We start from the raw sequence: 25,327 nt of genomic DNA, 5'->3' as shown, positions 1-25,327 counted from the left end.
ACATTTTAAGTGGAAAATTTCGCCAAAATTTTTTTATGTGAAATGGATTAAACATTTACTCAAAAGCGTTCGTCTAAAGGCCAAGTAACTCAAAATGAATTAAAACCCTTCAAACACTCCTAATCCAAATAGCGCAAAATCATATTTAACAGGATCTGCAGCGTCCATTTTTCGCAAGTTCGTATCCAACTCCAGCAATGACTTTGCATCGTTCTGTTTTCGGGTTAAAAGTTTTAATTTGCGCGCTACATTGCCACTGTGTACGTCTAACGGACACGAGAGTAGGGCGGGAGGGATGCTCTTCCAAATTCCAAAATCTACTCCGGCCGTATCGCGCCGCACCATCCAGCGCAAAAACATATTTATTCGTTTGGCAGCCGAATTTTTTAAGGGATCGCTCACGTGTTTTTCCGTTCTCGTTGCATGCGGCAATTCAAAAAAGGTTTTTTTAAAATGATGTATTGCTGCCTGCATTGAATCTGCTCCTGCGTTTTTCGCGAAAACACGCTCCAGCCCGCCGTGATTTCTATAAATGTTCTGCAGCGCCCTTAAAAAATAAACAAGGTCGTAACTGTTAAAAGTACGGTGTACAAAAGTTGAAAGTGAAGCCGCTTCCTTTTCCGAAAAATTCATCACAAAATCAAAAGGCGCACCCTCCATCATTTCCATCAGTCTTTGCCCGTTGTTTATTATGCTCTTTCGGTTTCCCCAAGCAATGGTAGCTACCAAAAACCCTGCAATTTCAATATCTTCCTTTTTTGAAAAAAGATGCGGGATTTGTATCGGATCGGTTTCAATAAAATTCGGATTGTTATACATACGAACCTTTTCATCCAAAAATGATTTCAATTCGTGCTTGTTCATAGTCTATATTTTACCTCCCTCCAGAAACGTACGTGAACTAATTTGCAGTCGGTGAATTTCTTTTTCAATTCCTATTCCACTATAACCCCATCCTGCATTACCAATTTTCGATCCGCCATATTCGCGAGCTCCTCATTATGGGTAACAATTACAAACGTCTGTCCAAATTCATCCCGCAGCCGAAAGAATAAATTATGAAGATTTTCGGCACTTTCTGTATCGAGATTTCCGCTGGGTTCGTCCGCAAGAATTATGGCGGGATTATTTATTAAAGCGCGCGCTACGGCCACCCGTTGCTGCTCCCCTCCGGAAAGCTCGTTGGGCTTGTGATCCTCGCGGTGCGAGAGCCCTAAAAAGGACAGTAGTTCCTTGGCTCTTTTAGTGGCTTGGGCCTTGGGTGTGTTTTTTATAAACGCGGGAATACAAACGTTTTCCAATGCCGTAAATTCCGGAAGTAATTGGTGGAATTGAAAAATAAACCCCAAATTTTCATTTCTAAATTGCGCCAGTTGCTTCCCCGAAAGGGAACCGATGTTTATATCGTTTATTACCAATTTGCTTTTAGTCAAATCAAAAGCATCCAATGTTCCCAAAATTTGTAGTAAGGTAGTTTTTCCAGCCCCCGATGCCCCGACAATTGAAACTATTTCGCTCTTTTTAATATGTAGCGAAACGCCTTTTAAAACGTGGAGATTGTCGTAGTATTTATGAATATTTTGGGCTTCAATCATAGCAAAAATTTAAACCGTGAAAGTACTATTTATACTGCTATAATACAATCTGATGGGTATTATTGTTTTTATTTAAACTTATGTGTCTATTTTTGAATTGCAATTTTTAAATAGAAAATACATGGCATCATACAAATATTTTGAAGAGTATAACCAGCCCGTTACCGATAGTTTAATTAATGATTACGGTAATATTTTAGGAACCATCGGAGAAGATGTTAAGCGCGAAGGTATTGTAAAAACACCCGAACGTGCAGCAAAAGCCATTCAGTTTTTAACTTCCGGCAACTGCCAAGATCCAGCCGAAATTTTAAAAGGCGCTATGTTCGCCGAGTCTTATCACGATATGGTTATCATCAAGGATATTGAGCTGTATTCATTGTGCGAGCACCATATGCTCCCCTTCTTCGGCAAGGCACATATTGCCTATATTCCCGACGGACATATAGTCGGACTCAGTAAAATACCGCGCGTAGTAGATGTTTTTGCACGTAGATTACAAGTGCAGGAACGCCTTACACACGACATCCTGGAGTGCATAAACAATACCCTAAAACCTACGGGCGTGGCCGTAGTAATTGAAGCTTCGCATATGTGTATGATGATGCGCGGAGTACAAAAACAAAACAGTGTTACTACCACCTCGGGCTTTCGCGGACAATTTGAAGCCATAGAAACCCGCAGCGAATTTTTAAAATTAATAAGTCACGACCTGTCGTAACTTTTTTACCGATTTTGGCATCGCGATTTCTTGGAATGTTTTTTGTACTACTGCAAGCGAAAAAAAAATATAATGAAAAACGAAAAATATAAATTACTTAAAAAGGGTATTGTTTTAGATTTGGTGGGCATGGCAACCATGGCCATCCCTCTAATCGGTCCGTTTTTAGACATAATATGGGCGCCCATTGCAGCAAAAAGAATGACTGAAATGTACAAAGGCTCCGAAGGAAAAATTGCTTCAGTCCTGGTGTTTTTAGAAGAAATACTTCCCATTACCGATGTAATTCCAACGTTTACTCTTATGTGGCTCTACACCTTTGTCTGGAAAAAACAACCAAAACCACAAACTATTAAAATACGGGTCGACGAATAAAAAGAGGCTGTTTAAAAAGTGATTTTGGATGTCTGTTCGAGCGCAGTCTAGAACGCTGTGTTTTTTGAACATATAATTAAATTATGATTGCGCCCAACCTGACAAACCGATTGTTTTTTACTTTTTAAACATCCTCATTTATATTAAATTTCATTGTTGTCCGATAAAAGTAATGACTAACTCTGGAAAACCCCATATTGTATGTAGTCCCTACGGGACTAGGAATTGACGGGGCTCTATTTTTTTACCCATATTTAATGCCTAACGGCATACTGCTCCAGCTGGACAAAATATTGGTAATCAAGAGATCGCACCTAAACAAATGTCCGTAGGGGAAAAACATGATTTTTAATCGGACAATACTGATTAAATTTCTACTTTTAAATTTACGTTTATACTTCGTCCCATGTTTAAAATGTTATCCAACTTAAACCGCGACAAATGCGAAACATATTGCTTGTTGGTTAAATTGGTGCCGTTTAAACCTACCTTCAACAATATTTTATTAAGCGTAAAACTGCTCTCAACTCCGGCACTTACTAACGAATAACCCGCCGTTCTGGTTTCAAAAATACTGACGTTGTTTTGGTCAAAAGTGTTTTCAAGGGTGATAAAGGCCGAACTCGCTTTTCGAGCATTCCCGTCCGCAAATTCTACCCGAAATGTATTCCGAACACTGTTCGCCGGACTTAATGGCAAATACCCATTGTCGTCCAGTTTTCCGGTTACGGTTTCAAAACTACTCTCCAAATGCAACCAATCCAACGGATGCGGGTGAAGGTGAAACCCAAATTCACCACCGTAAAGCGCTGCATTGTCCTGCAAGTAATTATATACTGCCGTATTGTCTATTATTTCATTGGTGGGGGCCAAATAAATATAATTGTTTACAGCATTGTAAAATCCATTCGCAAAAAACTCTATATGCTCATTTCGGTATTCCAAAGCAAGATCGGCCTGAAAATTCTGCTCGTTTGTTAAACTGCTGTTCCCGCGCTCATATCTGTTTGTTCCTTCGTGCACGCCTTCCGATGTTAATTCGGCTAAATTGGGCGCGCGAAAGCCACTCGCCAAATTAATGCGGACAGAAAATTTTTCAACCAAATCCATTTTAGCGCCCAAAGCCGCAGTAAAACTCGTAAAACTTTTATCTAACGCTTCAATATAATCTTGGTCCATTGGGCTGCCGGCAGCTTCGCTGTTTATCTTTCGGGTGTCCAATCTAACTCCGGCTTGCAGGTCCACCTTTTCCAAATGGTAGTGCGAGGTAGCCAATACCCCAACATCCGTAGTTTTGGCATCGGGAATTAAAATTTCTTCTCCCTCATTTTTATTGTTTTGAAACATACCCTGCACGCCCACAATAGTTTCAAAATTACCCAGTTGCGGCAGGTGATATTTTAGGTCGTAATTAAACGTATTCAGTTTAAGCCGAAGCGCTGCTACATCGGGTTCATCCTCAAATTCGCGCCTGTCGTTAAACAAATAACCCGCTTTTACGTCTAAACTGGAATTGTTAAAAAACAGAGTATTTTCAATACTTAAAATATGGTTGTCTATTTCCTGAAACGGAAGTTCCAGATCCTTCGAACGCGATTGCACCCCAATTTCCTCCGGAATACCAATATTAGACCGATTGTAATTATAGCGAAGGGTAGATTTAAAAGCAATCCCCGAGTATTGAACCCCGGCTTTAAAATCCTTCTCGTTAAATCGCGAATTTGTTACCCTATAGGCCGCCCCCGATTTATAGTCGCTAAAGCTGGCATAGGCACCACGGGCCAAAAACTTCAATTTTTCACCGGAGGTTTTTATTCCCAGATTTGTAGAAGTTCCCAAAGTATTTGAAAAATAGCTACTGCTTAAATCGGCCTGAGTTTCCCCCGTAAGTGCAAATTTTTCGGGGTTTAAATATAGCACGCCTCCCAAAGCATCACTGCCGTAGAGTAGGGAAGCAGGCCCCTTAATTACCTCCACACTCTCTATTCCCGCTTCATTGATGCCAAGGCCGTGCTCATCTCCAAATTGTTGGTTTTCCAAACGCACGCCCTGGGCATACGTTAAAACCCTATTGGAACTTAGACCGCGGATTACGGGCTTGCCAATTCCCGTGCCGGTACTAATTATATTTACCCCGGCAATAGTGTTAATACCCTCGGCAAGGGTTACCGCTCCTGACGCCCGCAATTCGTCCGTAGAAACGCGTTCTACTTTCATTACATTATCGCTCTGTAATTTATGAAAGGGCGTAGAGATAATTACCTCCTCCATTTCCACGGCGCTTTCCTGCAACTGCAGGTTTTCCGTTACCGTTTCTCGGTTTGTAAAACTTAGTTTCCTCGACACACTGGCATATCCCAACGAAGAGAATACCACATTATAATTGCCATCCGGAATGTTGTTTATAGTGTAATTACCGTCAAAATCGGCTACCGTTCCTTTTTCCAATTGCGGAATATAAACGGTTGCTGAAATAGGGTCATTTGTATTTTTTGAAGTTATATTTCCCGTTAAGGAATTTTGTGAGCTCGCTGTGGCGTACAAAAATAGCACCGCCAGCAAGCATAAATAATTTTTCATGCGCTCTCGATTTTAAAATGTAAATTTTTGAATTAATGTGAAATGCTAAAAATCAAGAAAATAGAGGAGGACCACGAAGAAAATAATACCTTGTATGTAAACTGCAATCCGATAGAATATAAGCGGTTGCTACACATTCAAAACTGTGAAAAACTGTAAACTCGGGCAGCTTTTCTGGCGAAAAATTAAATATTGAAAAATGAAAATCGCAAATAGAACAATCTAATTGCTTTTCGTGAAGATGAGTAGATAAATCGGTACAGGCTCTGTGCTCATGGCCGTCAAAGGAATGCGCAAAGCTTACCGCAGTGGGCAATAGCAGGGCAACCGAAAAAATGGTCGCTACCAGAATTTGCATTATTTTCCTTTGTAAAACCTTCATTTTTTAAATAAAAATCCTAAGCCCATACCGCTGAGCATCTTTTTAATAAAATTCCAAAAAAAGTTGAACTCTCCAAATACCCACCCAAAAAATACCAATAATACCTGATAAATCGGGAAGATTATTAAAATGCGGAATGGCCAGTAAATATACCAGCCCATTTCTTTCCGTACTTCTAAAAATTCCGAAACGGGCGCCCCGAGCTTTGCTGCGGAACTGCCGGTAATTGCGAAAACCAAAAATATTATAACAAGTTGGCCGTTGGTTTCAATATTCCAACGTTCTTTAAGCTTCTTCAATTTCTTCCTCCTATAAATTTTTCATTGTATTTTTCCTGAAAATACATAAAGTAGTTATACAATAAATAATTTACCTCGTACCCGTAATCTACAGCTGCATCGTAGTTTATTTGCTCGGTATATAGGTTTCTGGAATACTTTGTAGGATTTAAAACCCGTGTGTTGTATTCGGCCACAAATTGCCTGTTTTTGGATTCTAATTTTGTTTGCCCGTAGTATCCCCGTGGCGGTTGCGAAATTAGCCAGGAATCAAAACCTGGTTCTACGATTATAACCTCGTATTCCAACGCTTCGTTCGCAATTTTAATAGTGTCGTTGGTAGCAATTTCCGAAGAAGAAGTATCGCCAATGGTTTTTGAACCAGGACCGCAACTAAAGATTGCAACGGATAAAAATGCTAGTATAAAAATGTTTTTCATCTGTTTAAACTTTTATGATTCAAAACTGCTCGGCATGCAATTTCAATCAAAATGAATTTTTGCAAAGTTAACGAATGTTATATGAAGCCCACGGTATTTAATAATCATTTAAAAGAAAACCGCCCATTTTAACAGGGCGGCGTACAATTATCTATAGTAAATTAAAGTGCTATTTCCCGAAGAGGCCGCCCAACATACCGCCAAGGCCTCCTTTTTTCTTTTTTCCACCTAAAACCATCCCGGCAATATCGTCTATAACGCTGCCATCGCCATCGGCGTCTAAAAGCGTTGTTATTAGCGATTGGTCGTGGTCTGTATTTTTACCCATTACAGACCCAAGTAAATCGCCCAGCCCATTTTCATCTACATTGTCCTTTCGTTTTTGGCTGCCCAAAATACCCATCAATATAGGTGCCGCCATCTGTATAATCTTAGCTACCGAATTGGCATCTACGCCGCTTACCTTGCTAATACCCTGCTGCACCTTTTGTTGGTTCCCGCCAAGTACGTGGCCCAATATACCTGCACCATCGCTCATTAAACTACTGTCTGCACTTTGGTTTCCCAATAAATCGCTCAGCTGGTTTAAAATGGAACCGTCGTGCCGATTGTCCTCCAAGGCACTGTTTAAACTTTGTGCACCCTGCGGACTCGCAGCGTTTTTTTGCATGGCTCCCAAAATAACAGGTAACGCCATGCTCAATACATTTGCAGTTTTTTCGGGAGTTTCACCGGTTTTGGCACTTGCGGCAGTAATAAGCTGCTGCCCCATATCGCTGCTGAGAAGATCTAAAATTGAAGGCATAATTTTCTGATGTTTAAGTTAGTAGGCAACTAAAGTAAATAAAATTATTTAGGCCTTCGTCAATAAGCTTATTATTTGTTCGGCAAGCTCAATGCCTATACGGTCCTGCGCTTCGTTTGTGGCGGCACCAATATGTGGCGTAAGCGAAATAGCGTCATTCATTAAAACTTTAATCGAAGGAGTGGGCTCATTCTCAAAAACATCCAAGGCCGCGAACGAAACCTTCCCATCCTCAATAGCTTCCAAAAGTGCAGCTTCGTTAAGTATCCCACCGCGTGCAGTGTTCACAATGCCCACGCCGTCTTTCATTTTGGCAATTTCGTCTTTTCCAATTAAATACCCCGATTGTGAAGGCACGTGCAAACTAATAAAATCGCTCTTTTTGATAAGCTTATCTATTGGCGCGGTCTTTATTTTTAAAGTAACCTCCTGTCCGTCGTAAAAAGTAAGCGTAATATCGGCTTCCCCAACTTCGTGGTCGCTGGCAATTACTTTCATCCCACAGCCCAAAGCTATTTTGGCTACCTGCCGCCCAATTCGCCCAAAGCCTATAATTCCCAATGTTTTTCCGCGCAATTCGCGCCCCGAGCCGTAACTCTTCTTTAATTCCTTAAACTTGGTATCGCCGTCTAATGGCATATTTCTATTGGCATCGTGAAGATAGCGAACGCCCCCAAACAAATGTGCAAATACCAACTCGGCAACCGACTCCGAAGAAGCCGCCGGGGTATTTATTACGTTTATTCCGTTTTTTAGTGCGTAATCCACATCTATATTGTCCATGCCAACGCCACCGCGACCTATTATTTTTAACGATGGGCAGTTGTCTATTAAATCTTTCCGCACTTTGGTGGCACTGCGTACCAAAAGTACTTCTATATGGTGTTCGTTGATGTAATTTTGAAGCTGTTCCTGCGCTACACTTACTACTATTACTTCAAAACCTGCATTTTCCAACGCTTTTACTCCGCTTTTTGAAATACCGTCATTTGCTAATATCTTCATGTTTTATTCTTTCCTATTATTAATTTTATTCTTCTTGGGAATTCAAAATTCAACCCATAATTTTTACTGCTGTTACGCTTTTAAGTTTTAAGCGCCTTTTTCAACCGTTTGCATAACATCTACCAAAACCGCCACACTTTCCAAAGGCAGCGCATTATACATAGATGCTCTGTACCCGCCAACACTACGGTGCCCGTTTATCCCGCTAATACCAGCCTGTTTTAAAGTATCGTCAAAGGTGGCTTTTAACTGTTCGTCCTTTAAATTAAAGGTGGCATTCATTTTAGAACGGTCCTCTTTCTTGGCTACATAGCCTTCAAAAAGTGAGTTTCTATCTATTTCGGCATAAAGAAGGGCGGCCTTTTGATTGTTTACCTTTTCTATTGCAGAAATTCCCCCAGCATCCTCCAACCACTGTAGGGTCAACATTGAAACATACACCGCAAATACCGATGGCGTATTAAACATACTCTCTTTCCCTATCTGCACCTTGTAATTAAGCATAGATGGAATGGCGCGCGAAACCTTTCCGAGTATTTCTTCCTTTACCACCACCAACGTAGCTCCCGCCGGCCCCATATTTTTTTGCGCCCCGGCATATATTAAATCGAATTTTGAAAAATCCAACTGCCGCGAAAAAATATCGCTGCTCATATCGCAAACCATCGGGATGTCGGTTTCGGGAAACTGCTGTAGTTGCGTACCAAAAATGGTATTATTACTGGTACAGTGAAAGTAATCCGCATCGCCCGGAATACTATAGTTTTTTGGGATATAATTAAAGTTATCGCTTTTTGATGATGCTACTTCCACCACTTCCCCCAAGAGCTTAGCCTCTTTTATGGCCTTGTCGCTCCAAGTGCCGGTGTTTAAATACGCCGCTTTTTTTTCCAATAAATTATAAGCCGTCATCAAAAACTGCATACTCGCCCCACCTTGCAAAAATAAGGCTTGGTATCCTTTATTCTGAAGCCCCAAATGCGTTAATGCCAAACTTCGGGCAGTGTCCATTACCGCAACAAAATCTTTGCTTCGGTGCGAAATTTCCAATAACGAAAGGTTTAAATCGTTGAAGTTTTTTACAGCTGCGGCAGCTTGTTGCAAAACCGATTGCGGTAATATGCAAGGCCCTGCGCTAAAATTATGTTTCTTCATTTTTTGTGAAATTTATACAACAAAGATGTGAATTATGCAGTTAAAATATTGGGCAATTATGGTTTTTTTATCAAGGAAGTATCAACCGTAGGAATTATATAATTCTCCCAAATTAATACCGTTGCTTTTTAGGTTGAAAAATAAAATATACTTGCCGTAGTTGCTGGGTATCCCATTAAATTTTTAATAAAAATGCCACCGTATCTACCCCGTCGGCATAATCCCAAAGTTGTGGGTGTTGCGCTTCCCCAAAAGCAACTTCATTGGTAAACCCTGCTTTTGAAACCAAACATTGAATCTGCATTTCATTCGCCTTTAAATCTGCTTTTAAACTTTCCAACCCTGGGTAGAATTCGTAAAAAACCACCGAAATAGGCGAGGAGAAGCCAGTATCTTGCTTTAGTATCATAAACTCATTGTCTAAGAGCGGAAAACTGTCCATTAAATACACCGCCTTGTTGTAATCGTAATTATTGATGTACTTATGGTTGTTTATAATTGCCTTCCAACTATACATAGCCTTAAAAAACGCTTCAAAATTATAGTTTTCGGGAATGTAAATTTTTGAAACGTTGCGGCAGCCCAATCCAAAATACCTAAAAATATCGTCGGCGAGTTTTACGAGTTCAGCTTCGGTTTCTTCCCCAGTTAACACTGCAACCGAATTTCGGTTTTTGCGGATAATATTCGGGTATTTTCCAAAGTAATATTCAAAATAGCGCGCCGTATTATTACTTCCGGTAGCTATTACCGCATCAAAGTTTTGCAGTCTCCCTTCGGTAAATTCAATTAAATCCTTAAATCTGGGCTCAACGGATATTAAATGGCTTGCCAGATAGGGCAGTAAGGTTTTATCGTTAGACGAAAGCTTCGCCAAAACCTTGTTTCCCGTAATTAACACAGAGAGAAAATCGTGGAATCCCACCAATGGAATATTGCCCGCCATAATAATAGCGACGGTTTTTGGCTGTGCTTCCTCCAAATTATACGCTGCAACCCACTGCTCCAAATTTTCTTCACTCAGCGCCTGACTCCAATTTTTTAAGGCAAATGATATATTATCCGGGGTAAACCATCCGTTTTCCGCTTCGGCTTTCTTTAAAATATGATTGGTTTCGGTGTTAATTTCGCCAAGAAATTTCCCTAATTTGATAAAAGCGTTAATTCTGTCCTTTATTTGCATACTTCCTTTGGAGTTACCCTTTATAGGCATTAAATTTGTGCAAAGTTAGAAAAAGTAAATACCATGGCAATTATAATAACAGACGAATGTATAAACTGCGGTGCTTGCGAGCCCGAATGCCCGAATACGGCAATATATGAAGGTGCCGACGATTGGCGTTATGCCGATGGCACCGACTTGGAAGGCAATGTTGTGCTTCCAAATGGAAAACAGGTAGATGCTAATGAAGCTCAAGAACCTGTAAGCGACGAAATATACTTTATAGTAGCAGATAAATGTACCGAGTGCAAAGGTTTTCATGATGAACCACAATGTGCCGCCGTATGCCCCGTAGATTGCTGCGTTCCCGATGAGGACAACGTAGAAACCGATGAGGAACTACTGGCCAAGCAAGCCTTTATGCACAAAAAGTAAATTTTTATATATTTCAACAAAAATAAATCGCCCTTCAAATAATTAAATTTGAAGGGCGATTTGTATGTAGGGGAGTTAAGCGAAAATTATTCTTTTACCGCTGCATTGCTTTTCATCTGCAACTTATAAACGTCAGAAACAATGGCGTCTAGATTTGCGTCGTAACGCTCAACAACAAAGTTTCCATCCGCATTAAAATATCCAAAAGACGACTTCCCATCCCTAGACATTATATAATAACCATTTTGTGAAGTAGGCTTTATAATTGCGTACTCTTCCTGGGTAGCATTGTCCTTTACGGTCATTAATCTGTACCCATCTTTGTCTTTCTGATTTAAAAACTGAAATCGGTTGCCATCGTAATCATAGCTTACATCGGTATTTACCTTGGCGGGCTTCATCACAACACTTTGGTTGGTCTGGTTTGCGTCACTATCGTCTAAAGCTAAAATCTGCTTTTTGGTTTTTGTAACGGCTTTGGTTGATACCTCTGTGCCTTTTTCACTTTTTACAGCAGTCTTTGTAACTACCGTTTCAGATTTCTTATTTTTATTTTCTTGTGCAAAACCAGCCGTAAAAGCTGCCAATGCAATAATTAAGAGTGTCTTTTTCATAGTGTTATATTTTGGTTTGATTTTCTAATTACAAATATATTTGCTGTAGCTGTTAAAACGAAATATTAAATGATAACTAATTCTTAAAATATTCAACGATTCTTGCTTATTTAATAAAATTTCTTAAAATAATCGCTAATGTTCGCTTTAAACTATAATTTTTACGATACTATTTTTCAAATAAAATTGAATATTCATCGCAAATAAGCCACCGCAAAAGCCCTATGTTCCAACCGAAATCCCGAAATGGAACTTAGTATTTATAGTTTTTTAGTCGTTATCTAATTTGGCCATCCCTTTCGGACGCGTTTCCAACTGCGCTCTTCTTTCGGCCAATTCCTGCGCCATCTTAGCTTTTTTTGCTTCGAATTCCGCCTTTCTTTTAGCAGCCAAAGCAGCCTGTTCTTTTTTAGAAGCTTCCAACTGTGCCTGTACCTGCGCTTTCTTTGCAGCAATCATTGCCTCGTTCTCCCGATCTACCACAACTTCATCTACCAGCACTTTTTTATCGGAATCCCTTTTCGTAGTTTCCTTAAATTCCTGGTTGGTTTGGTTGTTGTCCTTTACAACTACCACCCCGCTTTCGGTATCGGTGTTTTTTACCTCTTTAATCTTTACATCACTACCTTCTTTGGTAATAACGCGCTTTACGGTAGATTCTTCCCGAACGGTTTTATTTTCCTGGGCCTGTAGTGCCGAAAAGGTAAAAACAGCCACGGCTATACTCATTACAATACGTTTCATAATTTTGGTTATTAAGGTTTCTAGTGTAAACATAGCGTTACAATAGTTAAGTTATTCAAAAATTTTAGTGAAAATATCCCCAATCTTTTTCTGAAAAGCATTTTAAACGAAGTCTTGATTGTATGCTTTGAAGATGTATATTTGCACCTCTTAAAAATTTCAGCATATAAAGCTAAAATTAATAAGAGATAGGTTGAAGCGTATAACGCAAAACGTTTTTCGGAATCGATTTTTAAATTGAAAAATATTTCCAGCATTTTAAAACTTAGCGCGCTAAGCCATTTTAAAATTAAATAAAGATTATTACTATGAAAGCAGGTATTGTAGGATTGCCAAACGTTGGAAAATCCACTCTTTTTAATTGTTTGTCCAATGCAAAGGCACAGAGTGCCAATTTTCCCTTCTGTACCATCGAGCCTAATATTGGCGTTGTAAATGTACCGGACAAGCGCTTGTTAAAGTTGGAGGAATTGGTAAAACCAGAGCGCGTACTACCTGCAACTGTTGAAATAGTAGATATTGCAGGCCTTGTAAAAGGAGCCAGCAAAGGGGAGGGGCTCGGCAACCAGTTTTTGAGCAACATCCGCGAAACCGATGCTATTCTTCATGTATTGCGTTGTTTTAACGATGATAATATTGTACACGTAGATGGTAGCGTAAATCCTATTCGCGATAAGGAAACAATAGATATTGAACTGCAATTAAAAGATCTGGAAACGGTAGACAAAAAACTGGAAAAAGTAAAACGCGCGGCTCGTACCGGAAATAAAGAAGCACAAAAAGAAGAGGCAGCTTTGTTAAAGGTAAAAACGGGTCTAGAAGCCGGAATCTCCGTTCGGGCAATTGAACTTTCTGCCGAGGAACGTGAGGAGTATATAGCCGACTCCCAATTTATAACAGACAAGCCTGTGCTTTACGTTTGTAATGTAGATGAAGCTGCAGCCGCAACGGGCAACGACTATGTGGATAAAGTAAGAGCAGCGGTAGCCGATGAAAATGCCGAGGTTTTAGTTTTGGCAGTTGGCACCGAAGCCGATATTACCGAACTCGACACCTTCGAAGAACGCCAAATGTTTTTGGAAGATTTGGGATTGGACGAGGCGGGTTCTGCTAAATTAATTCGTAGTGCCTATAAACTGCTAAACCTGCAAACCTATTTTACGGCCGGTGTAAAGGAAGTACGGGCGTGGACCATTCCCGTTGGTGCTACAGCACCTCAGGCGGCCGGTGTTATTCACACCGATTTTGAGAAAGGCTTTATCCGCGCCGAAGTTATAAAATACGACGATTTTGTTACTTACGGTAGCGAGGCCAAAGTAAAGGAAGCAGGAAAAATGGGAGTAGAAGGAAAGGAGTATATCGTAAAGGATGGCGATGTAATGCACTTCCGTTTTAACGTGTAAACAGCGTATTCACAAATCTAAACTTGTTGCCGCTTTAGTCTTTTAATTCAGAGATTAGGTCTTCGTAGGTGTAATACTCCTTCGTCTTATTCGTGTTTTTGCTGTAAAGCACTTTTACGCGTAAGGCTTTTAGGCCGGTAACACCCTGTAAGTCTTCCAATTCCAATATCTCTACACCCTCGTCGAGCATTTTCTGACTTTGTAAAAACTTTATATATTGTAAATACTCTTCCTCGTCTTCTTTTTGCGAATATACCATTACAATTTTTCCCGGTTGGGTAATACGCTCTTCAGTTCCTTTTATATGGGCCTTGTCCACGCGTTTTTTTACCACTTCATATCGCGCGTTATAGGTGCCATCTACGTCAAATCGTTTTTCGTCCATCCTAAACCGTAGCGACAACGATCCGTTAAATACCAAAATCATCGAGGCTACATCTAAATTTACGGGCAAGCTCTCCTTAAAATTATAAAAGCTATTCTCCATTTCGCACACAATCTGCAACTGCCACAACCTTAAATTTTTAAGGTATAACTTGTTAAAGGTTCTACGCTTTGTAATGTTTTCACCTATATACATATTGTGCTCAACCCCGTCTGTATTAAAACGTTCAAAGTAATGCGGGTACATTTGCTGTGCCTCCAGCTGTTTCCTGTCTAAAATCGCTGCAAGCCTTTTGTTGGTTTGCATAACCGATTCGTCGTAGTCTTTTCTAAATTTATAAACCAATCCCGAATTTAGATCTACCAGTTCGTTGTATTCATCTATCCACTTTTTATGCGTATTATTCTTAAGCCGCATATGTTTGAAAAATGGAATGATTTCAGAAGCGATAAAATCTATTACTTTTCGCTCTGTATCTACTTGAAGGTTTTCGGTAATTTCATTTGAAAAGTTCGCGACGGTAAACTTCATCTGCTCAAAAATTAGCAGCGGATTGTATTTTGAAAGCTTTTGCAGCAGTTCGTCTATATACTGTAATTGCAGCATTAAATCTTGCTTGGTAGCCTCGTTTCGAGCTTCGGAAGAACCTTTTATATCGGTTTGTCCATACAGCGGAAACACGTCCTGAAAAACAATTTCCCTAAAATAGTTGGCGTTGCCTTCGTTTTTACTGTTTAAATACCGCTTTGCCTCCTGCCGAAACTTCCAATGTACACTGCTGTGTATGGCAGTACATTCCTCTTGGATAATAAGTTCCAATTCGTTCTCCAGATTTTCCTTCGAGCGCACAACCGAATCAATTAAAAACGGCATTATATCGCGTAGCTTGTTGGCATTAATGGTATTAAGGTCATTCGCGTTGGGCGATACCAACTCCAGCACCCCCAAAATTTTATCCTCGTGTACTATCGAGGCAAAAATTGCACTCTTCATACCTTGGTCCAGCATTTTTTTATAGAGCAGATTATCCGGGTATAATTTGTGGTAACGCTCGGCATCGGTAATGCAGTAAAATTCGCGCTGCTTAAAAAGCTTGTAATACGAACCACTACAAAGGGCGTCCTTGCAGCGTTGCGATTTCTTATTATTGAGTATAAAACTCGAAATTTCCTTAAACAGGGTGCGTTCAAAAGTCTCCGTTTCTTCGTGATAGTCGGTAAAGCCTATCATCAAATCCTTTAAATGAAAAATAGAGCGGAAAATACGGCTAAACTCAGTATCCTCAAAGCCCCCGTTTTTTTCCAATCGCAGTAAATTCGATTTAAAATCTGAAATGGATACATTTAAGGTAACATCCGTTAGCGAGGCGATAACAAAACCGTTAAAAATCCAGCTTTCGGGTGGAAACTTTTCTTTCCAAATGGCAACATTTTCGTAGCTTTCCAAAAGTTCGTTGATATCCGCTTCCGAAATATCCTTTGCCTTATTGGTTTTTTGAATTTCCACAAAATCTGCATTATAGAGCAGCCTGTAGTTTTTTACCATCCCGTGTTCATCGGGAATATTGTAGTAATACGAACGTCTAAAATCAACTTTTATCCCGTAATATATATTTAAAATTATACTACAGCCCATAATATAAAATTGGTCTGCATTAAAATTTATAATCTCCAATGCCACCTTTTCTCCAGCCGCCTTAATTAAATTTTTATAACGTTGGGTGCATTTAATGGCAATGTTTTGAAAAGGAATGGTGGCGAATTTAATTTCGTTTTCGGTCAACAACGGGGAGAACAACGGATTTAACACCGCGTCTATTTGCGTTTGGTATTCGGTGAGGTCCGTACATTTTGTTAAGCCCGTAGTTAGTTTGGGATATTCTTTTTCTATAGCGAGTATTTCCGCAGCCTGCTGTTTTTCAATCGCAGTCTGGGGTTCCAAAGCTTTGTAAGCGTCAAAAACCTTTTTGAAGCCCACTTTTATCTTCATCGGGAAATCCCTTTTTTCTACTATTAAATCGTCTTTTAACATAAGGGGATAAAAGTACGAGTTAAAAATTAAGCGATATGTTAATAAATAACAAAATATTAGCCCATATCACGCATTGCCAGAATAATCTGCTATTTTTGCCCCACAAATAAAAACACAGATTCTATGAGACTTATTTTAGCTCCACTTTTAACAATTTCATTACTTTCCTGTACGCAGGAATCCGACAGCTATGTGCTACAAGGCGAGGCTCAAGGTTTTGCCGACGGTACCGAGATTTACGTCTATACCTTGGCAGACAGGCAACCTAAAATTATTGATACTATTACCGTTACCGGCGGTGCCTTTTCGGCTACCTATCCAAATAGCCAGGCCACTAGCCTTAATTTTTTAAGAGTGAATGAAGTGCCCGGCTCAGTAATATTTTTCCCTGAAAATGTAGATATGAAAGCCACTATTTACAAAGATAGCATACAGGCATCTCGTGTGTCCGGTGGAAAGCAAAACAATGCCTACGGCGAATTTGCCGATAAAATGACGGCCTTTAATAAAAGAAAACAAGAAAGCATGGACCGTTTCCGCGAAGCCCGCATGGCGAACGATACGGCCGAAATTGCCGAAATACAAAGTAAAAATCTAAATATTGTTGCGGAAGAAACCCAGTATAAAAAGGAATTTTTAAAGGCGAACAACAATACCCTTTTTGCCGCTATGCTTATTTCTGAAATGGTAGGCAGAAAAGAACTCACCCCAGCCGAAGCTTCTGCTTTTATAGATAATATGGATCCAAAACTGGCAACCAGCGGTATTGTAACCGATTTAAAAACCAGTATAGAAAATATGAAAAAGGCCGAAGTGGGAAGCCTTGCTCCAGATTTTAGCGCTCCAACCCCAACGGGCGAAATGAAGTCGTTAAAAGATGCCCTTGGAAAATATACGATTATAGATTTTTGGGCCTCGTGGTGCAAGCCTTGCCGTATTGAAAACCCGAACGTGGTAAAAGTGTACAATAAATACCACGATAAAGGCCTAAATATTATCAGCGTTTCTCTAGATAAAGCCGAACAAAAAGACAAATGGATTCAAGCCATAGCCGACGATAAAATGGATTGGCACCATGTTTCTAACCTGCAATTTTGGCAAGACCCAATCGCCAAGCAGTACAACGTTCGTTCAATTCCTGCCACATTTTTATTGGATGAAGAAGGCGTAATAATCGATAAAGATCTACGCGGCGCCGCCCTAGAAGCCAAAATCGCAACCCTTTTAGGCGAATAAAAGCATAAAAATTCATTGAGCTAAAATTAATACCACACAAAACCCTACACATAACCAATCCTGTCCCTATGGTTGACAGATGGGAAAAAACATTAACCCCATCCACCCGTCCCATAGGGACAGAATATCGGTGGCTCCATCCACCTGTCCCGTAGGGACAACATATGGGTAGAAAAGGAAACGGTCAAACAAACCCATTGTCCCGTAGGGACAAAATATCGGTAGAATGCATTGGCTCCATCAGCCTATCCCGTAGGGACAGCATTTGGGTAGAAAAAGAGCTGTCAAATAAACCTCATTGTCCCATAGGGACAAAATATCGGTAGAAAAAACGTCTAACCAAGCTCAGCATCCCCAAATCATCGACCCATCCACCCGTCCCGTAGGGACAACATATCGGTAGAAAAGAAAACGGACAAACGAACCCATTGTCCAGTAGGGACAAAATATCGGTAGAAAAAGCCCGAATAATAGAACCCCAGTGTCCCATAGGGACAACATATCGGTAGAATGCATTGGCTCCATCAACCTATCCCGTAGAGATAACATATGGGTAGAAAAAACCTATAACCAAGCCCGGCATCATCAAATCATCGACCCATCCACCCGTTCCGTAGGGATAATATATGGGTAGAAAAAACATGGACAAACAAACCCATTGTCCCGTAGGGACAAAATATCGGTAGAAAAAGCCCGAAAGATAGAATCCCATTGTCCCGTAGGGACAAAATATGGGTAGAATGCATTGGCTCCATCTATTTGTCCTGTAGGGACGAAATATGGGTAGAAAAAACGTCTAACCAAACTCAGCATCCCCAAATCATCGACCCCATCCACCCGTCCCGTAGGGACAACATATGGGTAGAAAAGAAAACGGACAAACAAACCCATTGTCCAGTAGGGACAAAATATCGGTAGAAAAAACGTCTAACCAAGCTCAGCATCCCCAAATCATCGACCCCATCCACCTGTCCCGTAGGGACAACATATCGGTAGAAAAGAAAACGGACAAACGAACCCATTGTCCCGTAGGGACAAAATATCGGTAGAAAAAACATATAACCAAACTCAGCATCCCCAAATCATCGACCCCATCCACCTGTCCCGTAGGGACAACATATCGGTAGAAAAGAAAACGGACAAACGAACCCATTGTCCCGTAGGGACAAAATATGGGTAGAAAAAACATATAACCAAGCTCGGCATCCCCAAATCATCGACCCCATCCACCCGTCCCGTAGGGACAACATATGGGTAGAAAAGAAAACGGACAAACAAACCCATTGTCCCGTAGGGACAACATATGGGTAGAAAAAAACATTACGCCGCCTCCCCCCAATTACCTTTAATTTAAAAGAAAGCTCACATTAACCCTGGTTTTAACCTCTATTACCCCAAGCGCAATGGTCGGATCACTACCTTCCGATGATGAATCCATCATCGCTGCTTTATACATTGGCCTTGGTCCACTGGGGTTGCTGAGTTCGCTGATCGAAACAGCTTTCCCAACGGTTTGATTTAAAACAGACACATAATCTTTAGCCTTCATTTGTGCGTTTTCTATCGCTTTTTTTCGAGCTTCCACTTTTAGTGTCTCTTCGTTAGACGACGAAAAAGTCACGCCGTCTATTCTATTGATCCCGGTATCTATTAAACCTTTCATCACCGCCTCGTACTTATTTAAATCGCGCAGCTTTACCGAAAGCGATTGGTTGGCGGCAAATGTATAGGTCTTACTGTTGTAATCGTAATTCTTATTGAGGTTCATATATTCGGTACGCACATCTTTTTCGGCTATATCCATTTTCTTTAAAAACTTTAAAACTTCACTAATGGTAGCGTCGTTTTGTTGTTTTAGCAGCTTGGTATTTTCCCCGGTATTTTCAACGCGAATATTAATCGTTGCCTCATCCGGAACAACGCGAACAATCCCTTCGCCCGTAACATCAATAGTGGGTGGCGGTAAAGTGTTTTGTGCCATAAGAGTAGTAGTTGTAATTGCTAATATTAAAATCGTTTTTATCATTTTCATAATTATTTTTTTATTGTTTTTTATGCATTAAAGTCCCCCAACCAAGTCCCCCAGCCCCAAGTCCCCCAGCCCCAAAGGGGAGCAATAGTCCTTTGCAAGTCATTTCGTCCTTTTGTCATTTTGTCCTTTCCGTCCTTTTGTCTTTTCCGTCCCCCAGAAAAACATCCCCCCAACCCCCCTTCTAAGGGGGGAATAAGCCACCTAGGCTTTAACTTTGCTTATTTAACCGATTAACCGATTACACAATCCCAACAACTGTCAACAGACTACCCATAACCGACAACCGACAACCGACAACAGACAACAGACAACCGTCAACAGACAACAGACAACAGACAACCGACAACAGACAACCGCCAACAGACACCCGTCTCAAAAGTCCCCCAGCCCCAAAGGGGAGCAATAGTCCCTCACCAGTCATTTCATTCTTTAAGTCATTTTGTCCTTTGCGTCCTTTTGTCTTTTCCGTCCCCCAGAAAAACATCCCCCCAACCCCCCTTCTAAGGGGGGAATAAGCCACCCCGGCTATAATTTTGCTTATTTAAACGATTAAACGATTAAACAATCCCAACAACTGTCAACAGACAACCCATAACCGACAACCGACAACAGACAACAGACAACCGTCAACAGACAACAGACAACAGACAACAGACAACAGACAACAGACAACCGTCAACAGACAACAGACAACAGACAACCGTCAACCGTCAACCGACACCCGTCTCAAAAAGTCCCCCAACCCCAAAGGGGAGCAATAGTCCTTTTCAATTCATTTTGTCCTTTCGTCTTTTTGTCCTTTAAGTCCCAATTACACAATTAAACAATCCCCACAACAGACAACCGACAACAGACAACCCACAACCCACAACAGACAACCGTCAACAGACAACAGACAACCGTCAACAGACAACAGACAACCGACAACAGACAACCCACAACCCACAACAGACAACCGACAACCGACACCCGACAACAGACACCAGACAACCGACAACCGCCAACCGCCAACCGCCAACCGCCAACCGCCAACTACATTTCAACATAAAAGAAAGCCGCAAAGGCAAGAAGCGAAATAATGGTGCCCGCAACAAAAATGGTATAGGTTAATCGCAGTATCCGGTATTTTCTATCCAATACCTTTCCAAGGAAATACAAATCTTTGGTAAGCGATTTATACACGTAATTTCTATCTTTTAAAAGTTCCTCTATCGCCCATTCGTATTGCTCGAGCTCCATTTTGTGGAAATTTCCAAAGAAAGTAAGATTAACCGATTTATTAGCGACGTCTTCCTTGGTAAATTCCCCACGGGTTACGTTGGGTCGCGTGGCTATTACCGCCAATATCATCGTAATGGCACTAAAGAGAATAAATATGGCCGTCGGAATTATTAGGTAGTTGTTATTGTCTAACTTCGAGATAAGGTTAGAAAGCACCAACGAAATAATAATTGCATTTACAGACAACATTATGTTTGCCTTTGTATCGGCAATATCACTGAGTTTCATATGATTCCGCAGGGCAGTGCGGTAAAAGGTTTGTATGCCGCGCTCCGGACTGTCGTTTTTGTACTCCGCCTTCAGCTTCGCCTTTACGCGTTCCTTGTGCATTTTGGCTTTCCGCTTTTTGCGGTCCTCCAATAAATCCGATAAATTCTTCTCCTTGGTGGGTTGCCAATTTTTTAGGGCATAATCTGTATAAAACTGATGATCTTCAACCAACACCTTTATATTTTCGTCCTGCCATTCCTTCGAGGTGTACTCGTGAATATTCTGAAACAGATATTCCTGCCGCAAAAACTCACTGGCCTCTTCAAAATAGTCCTTCCCAAAATGCGAGCTATCGGCATCGCGAATCGCTTTTTCAAGTTGTGTCTTGGGTACGGTATTTTTAAATTTGGTAGCGCGAATACACCCGACCACTCCTTCAATTATATCGTCCTCAACCTGCTGTTCCCTTAAAAATTTTTCAGCAATCTTTGCGCTTTCCTCTTCGTGGCCTTCGCGCTTTACCGTGTAACCAGTATCGTGCAGCAAAGCCGCCAACCGCAGTATGGTAGCATCTTTAACATCAAATTGGGAGTTTTCAATAATTTCGTTTATACTTTTATAAACGCGTTTTGAATGGGTGTAGTTGTGATATACAAAAGTGCTCGGAAGCTCGTCTTTAAACAATTGAAATATAAAATTGTCGGCCGCTTCAACTATATTGCTCATAAAAATTATTTAGGTATCCAAAGTAATAAAAATTCAATCTACAAGAATATATATGAATAAAATTAACATCATTATAACTTTTCTCGCCACAGTATTTTTTTCGGCCTGTGCCACTTATCAACCGCTTTATAAAAACGAAGAAAATACCTCCCCCAAAACGCTTTCAGAAGACGAAATAAACAAAACGTTTTTTCTTATAGGCAATACCGGTCAGGAAGGTGATGAGGTTTCAAATTCGGTTAAATCCCTTCAAAATTATATTTCAGAAAACAATTCAAAAGACAGCTATATTATCTTTTTGGGAAATAGCTTCTACCCCGCGGGCATGCCCCCCAAAGATGAAGCCGCCAAACAACAGGCCAAAAAATCTATGCAGCTGCAAATAGACGCTCTAAAAGATTTTAAGGGCAAAGTGGTTGTTCTCCCTGGCAACCGCGATTGGAAGGGCGGAGTAGATGGCCTGGAATTGGAAGAAGATTTTCTAAAATCGCAGTTTAACGATGCCGATGTGTTGCAACCCAACAACGGCTGCCCCATCGAAAGTATTGATATTAACGACGATGTACACCTAATTGCGTTAGACACGCAATGGTTTTTGGAAGACTGGGATACCAATTCCAAGATGAACGACAAATGCCAGATTAAAACCCGCGAACGCCTTTTTATTGAAATAGAAGGCGAATTAAAAAAGAACGCCACCAAAACCATCGTTTTTGCTATGTATCACCCCCTGATAACCTATGGCGAACACGGCGGCAAATACCCATTAATCCACAAAGATTTCTTTAGCACTTTTATTAAACCGGTTAAAAGTTTGGGGGCTATTTCTAAACAAGACCGCTATAACGAACGTTATAATAATTTGATGCAACGCCTTCAAGTACTTACCAAAGATATAAAGAGATTGGTTTTTGTTTCGGGCCACGATAAATCGCTACAGTATAATGAAGAAGGCTCTGTAAAGCAAATTGTTGCTGGCTCGGGATCTGGCGCTACGGCTGCTGCCTTGGGGCAATTCAGTAAGTTTAGCTATGGCCATGAAGGCTTTGCACGATTGGATGTTTCCAAAAAGGGAGCTACCCAAGTTACCTTTTATAAGGCCGGACCCGATGGCGGCTATAGTTCGGTGTATTACAACGAAATTCACCCCCCAGTTCAGGATTACGACCTCTCTATCCTACATCAAAACTTTCCGCAGACCACTAAGGCGCAAGTGTATAATGACGAATTAATCAACAAGTCCGGCTTTTACAAGTCCCTTTGGGGCGAGCATTATAGAGAGGTGTATGGCATTCCCGTCACCGCTCCAACGGTGCTATTGGATACGCTTTACGGCGGCCTCAAAGTAATGCGCGCTGGGGGAGGGCACCAAACCCGTTCCTTGCGCTTGGAAGATAAGGATGGCCGAACCTATAATATGCGCGCCCTAAAAAAGAGCGCCGTACAGTTTTTGCAAACGGTAATTATAAAGGACAAGCAGATAGAAAACGATTTTGTAAACACCATTCCCGAGGAGTTAATTCTCGATTTTTATACGGCAGCCCATCCCTATGGCGCCTTTACGATTCCAAAATTGGCCGAGGCCGCCAATATCTTGCACACCAAACCCAAACTGTATTTTGTGCCAAAACAATTCGCCTTGGGAAATTTTAATGAAAACTACGGCGACGAATTGTATATGATCGTAGAGCGACCCGACGAAACCTTTACCGGCCCTATTTTTAACTATCCGGACGATATGGAAAGTACAGACGATCTATTTGAAAAGCTTCGCGAAGATGAAAAATATACCCTCGATGAAAAATCCTTCGTACGCGCACGGGTGTTTGATATGCTGGTAGGCGATTGGGACCGCCATGCAGATCAATGGCGCTTTACCGAACATAAAAATGACGATGGCAGCAGAGTATATGAGCCCATCCCCAGAGACCGCGACCAAGTGTATTCCAATTTCGATGGCGCCTTGCTCGATATTGCCCGTACCTTGTTTAGCACCGCGCGACAGTTTCAGGTGTATAGTGAAGAAGTAAAACACACCGGCGGACTTAACTTAGCGGGTATTAAATTGGATCGCGCCCTGGTACAACGCTCCGATGAAGATACGTGGCTTGCCGAAGCCCAATATATAAAGAACAATGTTTCAGACGCGGTAATAGATAGTGCCTTTAAAGACCTCCCGGTGGAAGTGCAAGGTGAAGTGGCCGAAGAAATAAAGCAAAAGCTAAAAGCCCGACGCGATAATATTGTGCAAATCGCCGAAGAGTATTACGAGCATTTCGCCAAATTGCAGACCGTTACGGGAACCGATAAAGACGACTATTTCGAAATTACCCGCCTACCCGAAGGCAAGACCAATATTAAAACCTACCGTATAAAAGACGGCGAAAAGGGCCATTTAATGTTAGACCGCACCTTTCACGCTAACCAAACCAAACAAATCTGGGTGTATGGCTTAGACGATGACGATGTGTTTGAAATTCGGGGAAAAGGCAACAACCCTATTTTTATTCGCATTATTGGCGGACAAAACAACGATACCTATAAAATTGCCAATGGCCGCAATGTTAAGGTGTACGACCAAAAGAGCAAAAAGAACACCATCGAGGAAAAAGGAGGCGCCAGCATAAAGCTAACCGATAATTACGATTATAACACTTACGACTTTAAAAAGGAAATAAAAACCGTAAACCTATTTCTTCCTACAGTGGGGTATAATCCAGACGACGGATTTAAAATTGGCCCTTCCTACGTACTTACCCAATACGGTTTTAAGAGAAATCCGTTTTCGCAGCAACACAGTCTGGGAGTAGGATATTACTCGGCTACCAGTAGTTTTGAAATCAACTATCAAGGTGAATTTGCAAATATCTTCGGCAGTTGGAACTTCTTGGTAAACGGGCATTTTAAAAACCCCAACTTTTCCGAAAACTATTTCGGTTTTGGGAATGAAACCATTAATCCCGACTATGAATTTGAAGTGGGCAAGGACTATAACCGCGTGCGTATTGGTGGCTATGGCGGTTCGTTGGGAATAAAGAAAGATTCCCCTTACGGCAGCGTATTTCAGTTTAAAGCTAAGCTCGAAGGCGTAAAGGTAGAAGCTACCGCCGATAGATACATCACCCAAGTAACACCAAGCCCTACCGATTTGGAACAAACCAAATACTTCGCTACTGCCGAAGGGAGTTATCAATATCAAAGTTTTGACAATAAGGTAAACCCAAGCCGTGGAATGGATTTCAGCCTAGTGGCAGGGGGTACCCAAAATATTAAGGAAAGCGATAATATCTATGGCTACGTTCATCCGCGTCTCGTATTTTATAGCGCCTTAAGCCACAATCGCAAACTGGTTTTAAAAACCGATTTCCGGGGGCAATTCAATATTGGTAACAACTTCGAGTTTTACCAAGGTGCCCAATTGGGCAGCGATACCGGCCTTCGCGCTTATAGAGATGAACGCTTTACGGGCAGAACGGCCGCCGTGGGTGCTGCCGACCTTAGATATAGTTTCAATAAATTTAAAACAGCCCTACTGCCAGTACAGATTGGTATCTTTGGAGGCTATGACGTAGGGCGCGTTTGGGTTCCTAACGATACTTCAGATGTATGGCACAGTTCGTACGGCGGCGGCTTTTGGATAAACTCTGCCGATCTTGTAAGTGGAACCTTTAACCTATTTACGGGCGATGAAGGAATGCGTTTTACCTTTGGTCTGGCGCTTTCAATGTAGTT

Annotated in this window: 21 protein-coding genes; 6 read left to right on the top strand and 15 right to left on the bottom strand. The window is 41.1% G+C overall.

Features of this window, described 5'->3' with window-relative positions; genetic code table 11:
• Positions 1-99: 99 nt before the first annotated feature.
• Positions 100-864, bottom strand: coding sequence for a TIGR02757 family protein (locus QCQ61_RS13720; RefSeq protein WP_279448211.1), 765 nt, complete (start codon positions 862-864; stop codon positions 100-102).
• Positions 865-935: 71 nt separating this feature from the next.
• A complete protein-coding gene (locus QCQ61_RS13715; protein WP_279448210.1) occupies positions 936-1,595 on the bottom strand; it encodes an ABC transporter ATP-binding protein in 660 nt (219 codons plus the stop codon).
• A gap of 121 nt (positions 1,596-1,716) precedes the next feature.
• Between QCQ61_RS13715 and folE the strand changes: the two genes are divergently transcribed.
• Together folE and QCQ61_RS13705 are read left to right on the top strand one after the other, a co-directional pair.
• A complete protein-coding gene (gene folE / locus QCQ61_RS13710) occupies positions 1,717-2,316 on the top strand; it encodes a GTP cyclohydrolase I FolE (protein WP_279448209.1) in 600 nt (199 codons plus the stop codon).
• 72 nt (positions 2,317-2,388) lie between these two features.
• Complete coding sequence (locus QCQ61_RS13705; protein WP_279448208.1) at positions 2,389-2,691, top strand: hypothetical protein; 303 nt, start codon at positions 2,389-2,391, stop codon at positions 2,689-2,691.
• A 366-nt stretch (positions 2,692-3,057) separates the two neighbouring features.
• Here QCQ61_RS13705 and QCQ61_RS13700 read toward each other — a convergent pair whose 3' ends face one another.
• The 8 genes from QCQ61_RS13700 to QCQ61_RS13665 form a co-directional block, all read right to left on the bottom strand.
• Positions 3,058-5,271, bottom strand: a complete 2,214-nt coding sequence (locus tag QCQ61_RS13700; RefSeq protein ID WP_279448207.1) for a TonB-dependent receptor — start codon at positions 5,269-5,271, stop codon at positions 3,058-3,060.
• A 52-nt stretch (positions 5,272-5,323) separates the two neighbouring features.
• On the bottom strand, positions 5,324-5,653 hold the full coding sequence (locus tag QCQ61_RS13695) for a hypothetical protein (protein WP_279448206.1): 330 nt from the start codon (positions 5,651-5,653) through the stop codon (positions 5,324-5,326).
• Positions 5,650-5,952, bottom strand: coding sequence for a DUF6787 family protein (locus QCQ61_RS13690; protein WP_279448205.1), 303 nt, complete (start codon positions 5,950-5,952; stop codon positions 5,650-5,652). Before QCQ61_RS13690 ends, QCQ61_RS13695 begins: the two co-directional genes overlap by 4 nt.
• Positions 5,949-6,371, bottom strand: coding sequence for a DUF6146 family protein (locus QCQ61_RS13685; RefSeq protein WP_279448204.1), 423 nt, complete (start codon positions 6,369-6,371; stop codon positions 5,949-5,951). The genes QCQ61_RS13690 and QCQ61_RS13685 overlap by 4 nt, the downstream gene beginning before the upstream one ends.
• A gap of 169 nt (positions 6,372-6,540) precedes the next feature.
• A complete protein-coding gene (locus QCQ61_RS13680; protein ID WP_279448203.1) occupies positions 6,541-7,176 on the bottom strand; it encodes a DUF937 domain-containing protein in 636 nt (211 codons plus the stop codon).
• Positions 7,177-7,224: 48 nt separating this feature from the next.
• Positions 7,225-8,181 carry a D-2-hydroxyacid dehydrogenase gene (locus QCQ61_RS13675; RefSeq protein WP_279448202.1) on the bottom strand — a complete coding sequence of 319 codons (957 nt, stop codon included), beginning with the start codon at positions 8,179-8,181 and terminating at the stop codon, positions 7,225-7,227.
• A gap of 87 nt (positions 8,182-8,268) precedes the next feature.
• Entirely contained in the window at positions 8,269-9,336 is a 1,068-nt protein-coding gene (gene serC, locus QCQ61_RS13670; protein ID WP_279448201.1) for a 3-phosphoserine/phosphohydroxythreonine transaminase, read from the bottom strand.
• 175 nt (positions 9,337-9,511) lie between these two features.
• Entirely contained in the window at positions 9,512-10,519 is a 1,008-nt protein-coding gene (locus tag QCQ61_RS13665; protein WP_279450272.1) for an acyl-CoA reductase, read from the bottom strand.
• Between the two features lie 63 nt (positions 10,520-10,582).
• On the opposite strand from QCQ61_RS13665, the gene QCQ61_RS13660 reads away from it, so the two are divergent.
• Positions 10,583-10,933 carry a 4Fe-4S binding protein gene (locus QCQ61_RS13660; protein ID WP_279448200.1) on the top strand — a complete coding sequence of 117 codons (351 nt, stop codon included), beginning with the start codon at positions 10,583-10,585 and terminating at the stop codon, positions 10,931-10,933.
• Between the two features lie 86 nt (positions 10,934-11,019).
• Here QCQ61_RS13660 and QCQ61_RS13655 read toward each other — a convergent pair whose 3' ends face one another.
• Together QCQ61_RS13655 and QCQ61_RS13650 are read right to left on the bottom strand one after the other, a co-directional pair.
• On the bottom strand, positions 11,020-11,547 hold the full coding sequence (locus QCQ61_RS13655; RefSeq protein WP_279448199.1) for a hypothetical protein: 528 nt from the start codon (positions 11,545-11,547) through the stop codon (positions 11,020-11,022).
• Between the two features lie 270 nt (positions 11,548-11,817).
• A complete protein-coding gene (locus QCQ61_RS13650) occupies positions 11,818-12,291 on the bottom strand; it encodes a hypothetical protein (RefSeq protein ID WP_279448198.1) in 474 nt (157 codons plus the stop codon).
• 308 nt (positions 12,292-12,599) lie between these two features.
• On the opposite strand from QCQ61_RS13650, the gene ychF reads away from it, so the two are divergent.
• Positions 12,600-13,694, top strand: a complete 1,095-nt coding sequence (ychF, locus tag QCQ61_RS13645; RefSeq protein ID WP_279448197.1) for a redox-regulated ATPase YchF — start codon at positions 12,600-12,602, stop codon at positions 13,692-13,694.
• Positions 13,695-13,728: 34 nt separating this feature from the next.
• Here the strand turns inward: ychF and QCQ61_RS13640 are convergent, their stop codons facing one another.
• Positions 13,729-16,068, bottom strand: a complete 2,340-nt coding sequence (locus QCQ61_RS13640; RefSeq protein WP_279448196.1) for a GAF domain-containing protein — start codon at positions 16,066-16,068, stop codon at positions 13,729-13,731.
• A gap of 165 nt (positions 16,069-16,233) precedes the next feature.
• Between QCQ61_RS13640 and QCQ61_RS13635 the strand changes: the two genes are divergently transcribed.
• Positions 16,234-17,346, top strand: a complete 1,113-nt coding sequence (locus QCQ61_RS13635; RefSeq protein WP_279448195.1) for a redoxin domain-containing protein — start codon at positions 16,234-16,236, stop codon at positions 17,344-17,346.
• A gap of 1,345 nt (positions 17,347-18,691) precedes the next feature.
• On the opposite strand, the gene QCQ61_RS13630 is transcribed toward QCQ61_RS13635, so the two are convergent.
• Together QCQ61_RS13630 and QCQ61_RS13625 are read right to left on the bottom strand one after the other, a co-directional pair.
• On the bottom strand, positions 18,692-19,378 hold the full coding sequence (locus QCQ61_RS13630) for an SIMPL domain-containing protein (protein WP_279448194.1): 687 nt from the start codon (positions 19,376-19,378) through the stop codon (positions 18,692-18,694).
• A 1,032-nt stretch (positions 19,379-20,410) separates the two neighbouring features.
• Complete coding sequence (locus QCQ61_RS13625) at positions 20,411-21,595, bottom strand: Pycsar system effector family protein (RefSeq protein WP_279448193.1); 1,185 nt, start codon at positions 21,593-21,595, stop codon at positions 20,411-20,413.
• Between the two features lie 52 nt (positions 21,596-21,647).
• Between QCQ61_RS13625 and QCQ61_RS13620 the strand changes: the two genes are divergently transcribed.
• The gene (locus tag QCQ61_RS13620) at positions 21,648-25,325 is read left to right on the top strand and encodes a bifunctional metallophosphoesterase/BamA family protein (RefSeq protein WP_279448192.1); all 3,678 of its coding nucleotides are present in this window, start codon (positions 21,648-21,650) and stop codon (positions 25,323-25,325) included.
• The last annotated feature ends 2 nt before the right edge of the window (positions 25,326-25,327 follow it).

This window comes from Aequorivita marisscotiae, from assembly GCF_029814825.1.
GTDB classification, from domain to species: Bacteria; Bacteroidota; Bacteroidia; order Flavobacteriales; family Flavobacteriaceae; genus Aequorivita; species Aequorivita marisscotiae.
Note: the sequence above shows the minus strand (reverse complement) of the source record. Positions and strands in the feature narration are given on the sequence as shown.